General features: G+C 45.7%; 12 protein-coding genes. 2 read left to right on the top strand and 10 right to left on the bottom strand.

Annotated features, from left to right (window positions below; translation table 11 throughout):
* Positions 1–161: 161 nt before the first annotated feature.
* The 8 genes from ACESLK_RS13335 to ACESLK_RS13370 form a co-directional block, all read right to left on the bottom strand.
* Entirely contained in the window at positions 162–815 is a 654-nt protein-coding gene (locus ACESLK_RS13335; protein ID WP_373229980.1) for an SGNH/GDSL hydrolase family protein, read from the bottom strand.
* Positions 816–1,003: 188 nt separating this feature from the next.
* Positions 1,004–2,191, bottom strand: a complete 1,188-nt coding sequence (gene cntE / locus ACESLK_RS13340) for a staphylopine family metallophore export MFS transporter CntE (protein WP_373229981.1) — start codon at positions 2,189–2,191, stop codon at positions 1,004–1,006.
* Between the two features lie 51 nt (positions 2,192–2,242).
* On the bottom strand, positions 2,243–2,986 hold the full coding sequence (locus tag ACESLK_RS13345; RefSeq protein WP_373229983.1) for an ABC transporter ATP-binding protein: 744 nt from the start codon (positions 2,984–2,986) through the stop codon (positions 2,243–2,245).
* A complete protein-coding gene (cntD, locus tag ACESLK_RS13350) occupies positions 2,973–3,794 on the bottom strand; it encodes a staphylopine uptake ABC transporter ATP-binding protein CntD (protein WP_373230077.1) in 822 nt (273 codons plus the stop codon). Before cntD ends, ACESLK_RS13345 begins: the two co-directional genes overlap by 14 nt.
* A 7-nt stretch (positions 3,795–3,801) precedes the next feature.
* Positions 3,802–4,695 (bottom strand): staphylopine uptake ABC transporter permease subunit CntC, encoded by an 894-nt coding sequence (gene cntC / locus ACESLK_RS13355; protein WP_373229984.1) that lies wholly within the window; start codon positions 4,693–4,695, stop codon positions 3,802–3,804.
* A complete protein-coding gene (gene opp1B / locus ACESLK_RS13360; RefSeq protein WP_373229985.1) occupies positions 4,696–5,628 on the bottom strand; it encodes a nickel/cobalt ABC transporter permease in 933 nt (310 codons plus the stop codon).
* A gap of 56 nt (positions 5,629–5,684) precedes the next feature.
* A complete protein-coding gene (gene cntA, locus ACESLK_RS13365; RefSeq protein ID WP_373229986.1) occupies positions 5,685–7,292 on the bottom strand; it encodes a staphylopine-dependent metal ABC transporter substrate-binding lipoprotein in 1,608 nt (535 codons plus the stop codon).
* A gap of 118 nt (positions 7,293–7,410) precedes the next feature.
* Complete coding sequence (locus ACESLK_RS13370; protein ID WP_373229988.1) at positions 7,411–7,866, bottom strand: disulfide oxidoreductase; 456 nt, start codon at positions 7,864–7,866, stop codon at positions 7,411–7,413.
* Between the two features lie 336 nt (positions 7,867–8,202).
* On the opposite strand from ACESLK_RS13370, the gene ACESLK_RS13375 reads away from it, so the two are divergent.
* Positions 8,203–8,814 carry an SCO family protein gene (locus ACESLK_RS13375; RefSeq protein ID WP_373229989.1) on the top strand — a complete coding sequence of 204 codons (612 nt, stop codon included), beginning with the start codon at positions 8,203–8,205 and terminating at the stop codon, positions 8,812–8,814.
* 55 nt (positions 8,815–8,869) lie between these two features.
* Positions 8,870–9,232 (top strand): c-type cytochrome, encoded by a 363-nt coding sequence (locus ACESLK_RS13380; protein ID WP_373229990.1) that lies wholly within the window; start codon positions 8,870–8,872, stop codon positions 9,230–9,232.
* Between the two features lie 48 nt (positions 9,233–9,280).
* Here the strand turns inward: ACESLK_RS13380 and ACESLK_RS13385 are convergent, their stop codons facing one another.
* Both ACESLK_RS13385 and ACESLK_RS13390 read right to left on the bottom strand, forming a co-directional pair.
* Entirely contained in the window at positions 9,281–9,928 is a 648-nt protein-coding gene (locus ACESLK_RS13385) for a response regulator (protein ID WP_373229992.1), read from the bottom strand.
* A gap of 138 nt (positions 9,929–10,066) precedes the next feature.
* Positions 10,067–11,367, bottom strand: a 1,301-nt coding sequence (locus ACESLK_RS13390; protein ID WP_373229994.1) for an MATE family efflux transporter, incomplete at its 5' end; no start/stop codon positions are given.

The following is an 11,367-nucleotide window of genomic DNA, read 5'->3' on the forward strand; positions in this document are numbered from 1 at the left end:
ACAGGGCTTCAACCTTAGGATCTCTCCACCAGTTGCCTGTCAGCTACGAGGCGACTTGGCTCTTACCTCGATTGATCTTTCATCAACTAGTTGTGCCTAGCTTGGCTAGGCGCGCGAATAATAAAAACCGTCAGCACTCTCCCTGACGGCTCCTATCACCCTTATCTATTCCACTGAAATCCGATTTTGTCCAAGAAAGCCCGCGCGAGGACGACATGTCCTGCTTGCGTTGGATGGACCCGATCCCATGCAAGTGCAGCCGCATAAAGCTCCTTGAGCACCTCGTTAAAAGCGGCCTGCGTATCAACGAATATCGCACCAGTTTCCGATGCTATTCTCTTCACAATCGCACCATATTCGTCCATTGTGCTACGCATCGCGTCTTGTTCATTGCTCTCTATATAAAACGGAGTCATCAGTACCAGATGACTCACATGAGGCTTCGTCTGCTCCACCAATTCGCGCAGGGTCGCTTCATATTTATCCGCGTATACATGTCCTTCCTTAATGAATGGCGTATCGTACTGGCGCCACACATCGTTAATTCCGATCATGACGGACAGCCAATCCGGCTTCTGATCCAGCACATCCTCCTGCCATCTCGCCTGCAAATCCAGCACGGTATTGCCGCTCGTCCCTTTATTGACAACACGAATGCCCAGCTCCGGATATACGGCTTGGAGCATCGCGTCAACCAAGGAAACGTACCCTTTGCCTAACGCGCCGAATAGACCTTCTCCCGTCGGTTTCGCTCGCTCGCAATCCGTGATCGAATCTCCGATAAATAGCAGTTTTTCCCCTTTTTGCAGCAACATCGAGCTCTCTCCTCTTCCGTCTCATTCTCTTACCAGACAATTATGCAATAGTTGAGTTACGCTTAGCAACAGTGATTTCCAAGGTAGTAAATATGCACAGGCAAATAGTTTTCGGCTCATTGGTATAAATTTATTGCTCTAGCTTCTCACATTGTTCTTACGGACTTTTGAAATTCAGGTTAAAGACTTTATCTTGACCTAACAAAAATCTTACCTCGTTCATAGGAAAAAAGGATCATCGACACGCCTAAGATCGCGCAAATCATATACATAAATGAATAAGAGGAAAGGTCCGCGATCGGGCCCATAATGATACCACCCAGCGAAACGCCCAAATCAGCCATGGCAATAAATAAGCCAATTAACACATTACGATTCATCTGCGGCAATACAAAAGTCAAATACGTTGTTAACGTAGGATAAAGGACTGCCTGAGCGATCCCCATTAATAGGGCGCCGACATAGAAAAACACTGCTCCACCCATTACAGAAAAGCTTACACTTTGCGCCGCTACGGCTAAGATAAGCATCATCGACATGACAAAAGCAGAGTGCCATTTGCCGTCTGAGGGGATTTTCTTTCTCAACACAAACCTGGCAACGACTACGGTTCCCGCCTGCAGCATGAGATAAATGGCAGCATTGCCGCCTTCGATTTGCACAGCATATAGGGGGACAAAGATTGTCACCGCACCAAATATAAGGGAAGCAATCAGCATCAGAACGCTGCATTTGAATAAGTACGGGTTCTTTACCAGTTGGCCGAAGGAGTTAAGTAACGCCCCGCCCTGCCCTGATTGACTCGAACCAGGCTCAGCCTCTTTCTTATTTATTTTGGCGCTATAGCCCACCACTCCTGTAAGGATGGCAATGGTGATCATCCCCGCAGTAAAACCACTCATATCCCCTGCTTGCCACATTCCTAAAGCCAGCAAGGGACCAATAATCCCCGGTATGGACGCGCATAAGGAATACATCGAAATCCCTTGTGAACGATCCTTGTCTGGAAGCGCGTCGATAATTCCCAATTGTAATGCCATCGAAAAAAAGGCAGTGCACACCCCTTGCAGTATACGGGCAACAAAATAGCCCTCTAATCCAGTAAACGTGTATAGGATTAAAGCAAATCCATTGATAACCAGAATCGTGCGCAAAACTTTAATTGGCCCATGCTTGTGGATCATATGGCCTGCCCACGGCCGAAACAGCATGGTTGTAAACAGATACGCCCCCATGATAATCCCGATCGTCGTATTGGTCGCTCCCAACGATTCGCCCTTCAAAGGAATAATGACATTCAATATCGAGTTAGCGCTAAAATACAGAAGCGTCAAAATATATAACTGCAGAAAAGGCCATGACAAAGCTCCTCTCAAAACGCTTGCTCCTTCCTCTACTCCCTTTGACATTGCCCATTGCCCACACCGTTACGCAATGATCATCTGCAGCAATTTCTTTGCATACGCGGACTGGACGTCTTTTAACTGTTCAATCATGACCATTTCTTCAATTTGTCCATCTCTAACGATCATGACTCTGTCGCAAATATAGGCCGCAGCCTGAATATCATGGGTGATGAAGATATAGCCCATATGATAGATTTTCCGCAAGCTTTTTAGCAATTCAAGCACCTGGATTTGAACAGATCCATCCAAAGAGCTGATGGCTTCATCCAATAAAATACATTTCGGTTCCGTTGAAACCGCTCTTGCTATGCACACCCGCTGAGCTTCACCACCCGATAACTCATGAGGATATTTGATTCGATAGGATGAGTTCAGCCCGACTTGATGCAAGAGCAGATCAATCTTGCTTCGAGCCTCCTGTTTAACCATTCCTTGCAGCTTCAAGGGCTCCATCATGGCCTGCTCCACGGTATAAAACGGATTGATGGAGGAGGTATAGTCTTGAAATACGGCGCTGATATTTCCCAATCTCGATTTTCGATCCTCTATGCTCTTTCCCTCAAATAGTACGGTTCCGCGATCAGGCTTTTCAATCCCTAATAGCAATCGACCCAAGGTAGATTTGCCGCTTCCGCTTTCTCCGATAATGCCCAAACATTCCCCTTGCTGGCATTCGAAGCTTATGTTTTTTAGTACCTTCTGTCGTTCCTTTGAAAACAATCCGCCCTTTTTATAGGATTTCTCAACACGATCAACGCTCAGCAACGCGAACGCCCCCCATGATTCTCTTAAAATGGTCATTTAGCGCCAGCTTAGTAGAAACCAAATAGCGAGTATACTCATGGTGAGCATCAGAGAAGATGGCCCGGGTTGTCCCTCTTTCCACAACTTCTCCGTCTTTCATGACCAGAACCTCATCCGCCATTTTTTGGACAATGCCCAAATCGTGAGAAACAAATATCATGGAGCAGCCCATCTTCTCCCGCAACCCGATGAACTGCTCCACGACCTCGAATTGCGAGATCGTATCGAGCGCTGACGTCGGCTCGTCGGCGATCACAATGTCGGGTTCCAACACGATGGCCAACGCAATCATAACCCGCTGCAGCATACCACCCGACAATTGATGCGGATACTGATTCATCACCGCGATCGGGTCTTTCAGCATGACACTTTCCATCGCCTTTTTCATTCTGGCAGTAATTTCTTCACGGCTCCAGCCGAAGTGCCAGGCCAGTGTTTCCTTTAAATGAATCCCGATCGCACAAGAGGGATCAAAGGCACGCATGCCATTTTGCAAAATCATGCAGAGCTGCTTTCCTCTTTTTTTTCGCATCTCTTTTTCAGGGAGCTCGCTTAAATTGATTCCGCCGAGCAGAATGTCTCCGGATTGGCGGAGACCGGCTTTATTCAATCTCATAATGGCCCTGCAGGTCAGAGACTTGCCGCTCCCGCTTTCTCCTACAATAGCCAGACAGCTTCCCTTTTTGACATCAAATGAACTATTCGGAATGACCACGTTGCCGGTGCGGCTATCCCAAATCTTCAAATTTGCCACCTCTAGAATATTCATCAATGGATTAAGCCACCTCTTTCCCCTGCAGCTTCACGACCGCGGCGAGGGTCTGTCCTTGCCGCTTATATCGGGAGGTCATTAATTTCGGATCTAAAGCAACTTGAAGCGAATCAGACAAAAAGTTGATGGCCGATACGACGATAATGATCGTTAAGCCGGGCGCTAACATGAGTTCCGGCCTTGAAAACATGACTTCCCTTGCCTCATTTAACATCATGCCCCACTCCGCCTTCGGCGCTTGAATGCCTAAACCGAGGAAGGAAAAGCCCGATAATTGCAAAATCGTCGAACCGAAGGAACTGCTGGAAATAACCGCAATGTCCGGAAACGAAACGGGAACGATATGCTTGACCATAATTTTGATGTTGCTGACACCGAGCGCCTTGGAGAACTTCACATAGTCGGCTTCGGCATATTGCATGACAGACGTTCTAATGATGCGGGCAAACCATGCCCATTTCATCAAAACAAATGCAATCAAAATATTCTCAAGCCCAACGCCCAGAATACCGATCACGGCCAAGGTCATGACATATCCCGGGAAAGAAAGCATCACATCGCAAACCCTCATTACAATGGCATCCGTTTTCCCTCTAAAGTAGCCGGCGATAAAGCCCAGAATCGCTCCAATCCCTACCGATATCGCCAATACAACCAGCACCCAAAGCACGCTGGGACGGATGCCATAAATGAGTCGGGATAAGATGCACCGCCCCAGATGATCGTTGCCTAACAGGTATTCCCAAGATGAGGATGCAAAGCGAAGTTCCATATTTACTTCATAGGGATCGTGCGGCGCAAATAATGGGGCGAATATCCCGACAACAAGGGTGGCCGCGATAATGAACAACGATATAGCGGCTAACTTATCCTTCCACATATGCTTTAGCAGTTTCATTTAGAGATCCTTCCTTAACTTGGGGTTCATCGCCGCATTGAGAATGTCAGAGGCCGTATTGAACAGTACAAAGGTCACTGCCAGTACAAGGACATACGCCTGAATAATCGGGAAATCCCTGCTTAATATGGACTTAACGCTCAGCGTTCCTAACCCGGGCCAGGCAAATATGTTTTCCACGACGACCGTGCTTCCCAAAATAATGGGGATTGCCATGCCGAACACGGTAATCGCAACCTGCAAGGAATTTCTTACCATATGCAGCGTTATCTTCCTCTCCGGCAAGCCGCATGCCCTGCCGTAAAGCACATAGTCTTCATTCAAGTTGCTTATCATGGAGCTTCTTACGATTCGAAAGTAAACGCCTGCAAAGCTTATCGTGGTGACAATAACCGGTAGAACATAACTTTTGAACGAATCCATGCCGCTTGTCGGCAACAAATCCAGCTTCACGGAAAAATACCAGACCACAAGCGCCGCAAGCCAGTAGGATGGCATGGAAGTCAGAAAAAAAGAGACGCCTCTTACCGATTTGTCCAGCGCTTTTCCTTCTCTTAATGCGCAGATGACGCCTAGTGCAACAGACAGCGAAATGATGGCCATAACAGAAACCAAGGTTAGTTTTAACGTATTGAAAAAAGCCGGGCCGAGTAATGACCACACCGGCTTCCCCGTCACGTACGAGTGTCCGAAATCCAACTGCAAGCATGATACGAACCAATTCAGATAACGGATCAAAAAGGGTTGATCCATCCCCAGTGCCGCTTTCGTTTCCGCGATCAGTTCAGCTGTTATTGTCGGTACGCCTTGTGCGTGCAATATCACTTCTGCCGGATCTAATGGAGATAGATTGACAAAGACAAACGTCAAAAATGAAATCATCACAAGCAGAGGAATCGATATCAATAACCTCTTCATGATATAACTGCTCATCGCAATCTCCCTTTCAAATAAATAAAAAAGGGGGTGGACCCCCTTTTTTTATTTATTTACTCAAAGTGCATTCGCTCGAATGGCAGCTCATATTGCGTTTGCTTGAATGAGATGCCTTGCAAGTTTTTCGGGGCTACAACGGTGACGTTGCCATTGGTGATGGGAATAAAGACGGCCTCATCATGAACGATTTTCAGGATGTCCGCGTATAACGATTTGCGGCTTTTCTCATCCATAGTCACCATAACCTGATCAATTTTCTTGTAGAGCTCATCCGCTTTCGCTATACCCTTCGTCGTATAGAGATAAGACGCCTCGGAAGTAAAAGCAGCGATTGTGCTTTGCGGATCATAAGCGAGCCCCCATGTTTGATTGAACAGTAAATCATAGTCTCCCGTCGATCTTCTTTTTGCGATGGAAGAAGACTCTTCTCCGACAAGCTCCAGCCCAAGTCCTATCTTCTTTACTGTGTTTTGAATGAATTCCGCTTGCGTTTTTTGGGAGGAAGAGTTGACGTCATAGTAAAGCTTCATCGTTAATTTGTTTCCGGCTTTCATTCTGACTTCGCTGCCATTCTCTAATTTCCATCCGGCTTCTTCCAAAATCTTTTTCGCTTTTTCTAAATCATAGCCTCGTTTTTGCAGTTCCTCGTTGGCATAATTAACGTTAGATGAGAATAGTGTATTGGCGGCCGTTTCCGTACCGTTAAAGATTTGCTTGCTGATCGTTTCTCTGTCTATCGAATACCAGATCGCTTCGCGAACAGCGGTTTCACTTACAGGATTATCTGCTTTGCTGCTATTAGCCACGATCATTTTCGTATTCATGGCTTTACTTCTAACCAGTTGATAATCACCCGCTTTAACTAACTGATTCATCGCTTCCACATCAATGCTGTCTGCGCCTCGATCGTCTGTAAATATGAAGTTGACCTCTCCCTTTTGCAGGGCCAAAAATGTCGTTTCTCCTGCAGGTAGCACTTTTGCTGTAATCTTTTTCACTTTTGGAGCGCCGCCCCAATAGTTTTCATTGGCTTCAAATACGGCATATTGATCGGTTTTATGTTCGGTTAGCTTATAGGGACCCGTGCCATCGTAACCGTTTACGCCATCCTTTGTTCCTCCGTTCTTAAAATCTTCGGGAGAGAGGAATACATAAGGTCGGGTCATCGACAATTCAAGCAAGGTCGGGTAATACGGCTCCGATAGAGCCAATTCAACCGTATACTCATCGACTGCTTTGACACTTACGATTTTCGTAGATAGCTTGATCCAGGAATGCTTGCTTGCATTGCCTTGCACAGCTTCGATATTTTTCTTCACGGCTTCTGCGTTAAATGGTTCCCCATCCTGAAACTTTACATCTTTTCTTAGATGAAAGGTGTATATTTTTTCATCTTCGGAAATCTTCCAAGATTCGGCTAGCAAGGGCTTGATTCCATCTTCCGTATTTTCAACCAATGACTCGTACACCATCCCTTGCGCCGGCAAGGAGCCCGGATATAAATGGGGGTTCATATCGTTAATATCTTTTGAGGTTGCGTACACCAATTCTTTGCCTTTATCCGTTACCCCCGTATCCGCAGCTTTGCCGCCGCTGCAGCCTGCCATCAGCACAATTGAAACCATTAATGCAGATAGTAAAACAATCATGTTTCTTGTCATGTCGTATCCTCCTGTAGATAACTCTACTTATTCATTTTATATGTAATGATTACGATTATCATACTTAAAACATAAGGCTACGTCAATATCTTGATGTCGCTGAACTTTAATAGGATCCTTATTGTGATGCCTTGTTGGAATTGATCTCTCTATTTTCATGACGTCTAACGAGTAAAAGCGCCACGAATATGAGAATGAAAGCAACTAACGCAAGCATGGGAACCGTAAGGAATCCGAAAGCATTCAGCACGTCTTCTTGACATGATACTGGTCCGCAAGAGGCAGAGGCACTATCGTGTGGAATCTCTTGAATGAAGATATGATAGGACGAGACAAGGCCGCCGATTATGACCAATGGTAAGGCATAGGGGATAATAAAGGTATGATTGCGCGCAGAAGCAATACCTAACAGTATCGTTAAGGGATACATGAAAATCCGCTGATACCAACACAAGCTGCAAGGCGTAAAATGCAAATATTCACTTAGATATAAGCTACCTAAAGTCGCGACTACAGAAATTGCCCATGCATTAAACAGCCACGAGCTTTTCTTGGTTTGGGTTTGATTGTTCATCCTAATCCACTCCAATTGATTTATCATTTTACAAACTACTATACAGTGCTTCAAAGCAGGTTAATATGACTCATCTGAGCTATTCTTCCCTACTACTGACATGAAATCGTCAGAAACAAATGCAAAACAAGCCATATAACAAAGGTGGCATGCCATTTCAATATTTACGCTCGATGTGACGAATTCTTCCGCTGTCATGATTCTGTCACAAACCGTATGCCGACTAGCTATTTCGAGTTATTTAGACGTTCTTCCGTTCCGCGTATACTGTAAGTGATTCCTTTTCTGAAGGTTTCATCCGAAAAAAGCATGTTATACCAAAGGAGGATTCAATTATTGAGCAATAAAATACGAAGCTATTTATTTCCGTTAGTTCTGCTAGTGCTTGTTATAAGTTTAGCTTTTTACTTTGTATATCGTTCGGTCAACTCGGAAACGGAATTGCCCATCGGGAATGCCGCACCCGATTTCGTCTTGCAGGATTGGGATGACCAATTCGTGAAAGCAAGTTACAACAAAGGTAAAGTCGTTCTGATGGAATTCATGTTCACGAGTTGCCCTGATATTTGTCCTCTTACTACCTATAAGATGGTTCAACTTCAGGAGCAATTAAAGCAAAAAGGCTTGTTCGGAAATCAAGTACAGTTTGTTGCCGTGACATTCGACCCCGTTCATGATACTGCTGAAGTATTGCGTGAATATGCGCTAAGAATGAATATGGATAGATCAGGCTGGCACATTCTGAGGGGTGAAGAAGAACAAACGAAGAAAATCGCGGCTGAATATGGAATTATGGTACAAAATTTAGGCGACGGACATTTCGTACATACGGTCACTTCACTCCAATTAATCGATTCCGAGCAACGCATCCGCAAGATCTATGAAATGGGAGAGGAAATGAATAACGAAGAGATTATGAAGGATATCGAGTCACTTCTCTCCAGATAATCGAACTGACAATTGTTACGATAGTGGATGGTATTGACCGGTAAGGAGGGATAAAATGCAAAAGCGGTTAATGGCGGCGTTAGTATGCATAGCCTGTGTCTGCGGAGTGTATTTATTAAGCACGGAACTCCCTGACAAAGAAGAATCCATTTCTGAAGGTACTAAATTTACGGTGCCTGAGAGAGCTGTGGATGCTGCGGCATCTGAGCAGTTATACAAAAACATGTGCATTTCTTGTCACGGGGATCATTTGCAAGGAGCCATTGGTCCAGAACTCGCACATATTGGCGATTCGATGACCAAAGAACAAATTTATAAGAAAATATCGGATGGCGGCGGTGGAATGCCGGCCTTCGAAGATCGCTTGACAGAGGACCATCTGATAACGATCACCACTTGGCTGGCATCTCATAAGTAAGGAAAAGATGCTATTAAGCCCGAATCGGTTAACCGATTCGGGCTTCCCTCAATTTCGAAAGTATCCTTGCTCATATGCATACCGCGCCAACTGTACGCGATTAACGAGATGCAGCTTTTGCAGAATATTTTTCAAATGATTTTTGACTGTGTGTTCGGAAATATCGAGTTTGGACGCAATTTCCCGATTTGATGCGCCTTTTGCTACCCAACTTAATATCTCCTGCTCTCTGGCGGTTAAAGGATTGCTGACGGCTTCCGGTTTTTCCTTTTGGGAAAATTCCTGCAAAATCCGCTGGGCAAATTCCCTGGACAAGGGCGCTTCATCGAAAGCCACCGCTTTAAGATATTCGTGCCATGCTTCAGGATTCAGGTTTTTAAGTAAATATCCCTGGGCTCCCTTTTTCAATGCCTCAAACAGATGGGCAATGTCGTCGGAAACGGTGACCATGACGATTTTGACATAAGGAAACCGGGACTTGATTTCTTTTGTTGCCTCCAAACCGTCCATTTTCTTCATGTTGATATCCATTAGAATCAGATCGGGCATGGATTGCTCCGTCAGTTGGATCGCTTCCAAACCGTTATGCCCCTCGCCAACGATTTCGAATAACGGATCCACACTCAGGGTCTCCCTTATTCCCTCCCGGGCATGATGATGGTCGTCCACAATCAATACGCGAATCGGCTGCGTCATGCGCGTTCCTCCTCTCTTTCCTCGAAAATGAAATCCGATTCATCAGGCTGACTATTATATTTTCGCTTAAAACAAGATGATTGAACATGACCCGATAGAGCTAAAGCGCATGATAAAGTGTGACAAAACAGCGAGCAACTAATAATTGACCTTCCTGATCAAATGCGGAATGTACAGAACAAGAAAAACGGATCTTCCCAAAGCGAAAACAAGAAACGATAACCAAAGTCCATTGTTGTGGTAAGAAGGAACGATGCTTGCCACAGCCAGCAGAAACAGAACCAGTGATATTAACATAGAATTACGGATGGGATACGTAATCGTCATTCCTGTGAACACACCGTAGAAAACGAGTCCGAAACCGGCACTGATCGGAAACCAGATCAGCCAATGGCTGTAGGTATTTGCGAGATCTTGTACAATTACGTGTTCCGTAAATAAGGAAATCGCCGGCCGCTTGATCCACCAATATACGAAGCTGATGGAAAGCGCAGCGACAACTGTCCATATGCAGGAAAGTTTGATCGTTCTTCTCAAAAGCCGAACGCTGCCGGCTCCGCGGGCTTGTCCTGCGTATATGCTGCTGGCATTGCCGAAACCGTCAAAGAAGTAAGCCATGAGATAGTGAATTTGCAGCAAAATGGCATTGGCCGCCAGCACATCCGTTCCAAGACCGGCGCTCTGCGAGGTGAACAGATTGAACATGACCAACAGGCAAGCGGTTCGGATCATAAGGTCCCCGTTGGCAGACATCATTTTTTTCCATTCCGAAACCTGGAACCATTCCTTCCAGCGGGAAGTCTTATCGCTTCGCCACTGCTTCCACAACCGTGATCGAACAATAAGAAGGATACCGAGCACACATGCTGTCCCTTCGGCTATCAAAGTAGCTGCCGCTACACCGGCAACGTTCCAATGAAACACCTGGACGAAAACCAAATCGAGGGCAATATTAAATACATTCATAAAGATCTGCACGAACAGAGTCTCCTTCAGACGGGACAAGCCCATTAACCATCCGATAAGAACATAATTAATGAGTGTAAGCGGTCCACCCCATATCCGAATATTGAAATACTGGGCCGCTTGAGTGGAAACTTCCGGTCCGGGTTGAATAAAGTAAAGTGCTGCACTCAAAATCGGTTTCTGGAGGGCGATGAAGACCATACCGATAAATAAAGCGATGACCAGCGGACGTATCAGGGCTGCGATTCCCTCATCCTTGTCTCCCGAGCCAACGGCCTGTGCCGTAAATGCAGAGGTGCTCACTCTAAGAAATCCGAACAGCCAATACAATGTATTGAAAATAAGGGTACCAACGGCAACACCTCCCAAATAGGCCGGGTTGTTCAAATGACCGATAATTGCCGTGTCCGCCGCCCCGAGGAGTGGAGTCGTTATTGTCGAAATCGTTAACGGCAAAGCCAAAGCCAAGTATG

Origin of the sequence: Cohnella sp. (genome assembly GCF_041640265.1) — a bacterium.
GTDB lineage: Bacteria > Bacillota > Bacilli > Paenibacillales > Paenibacillaceae > Cohnella.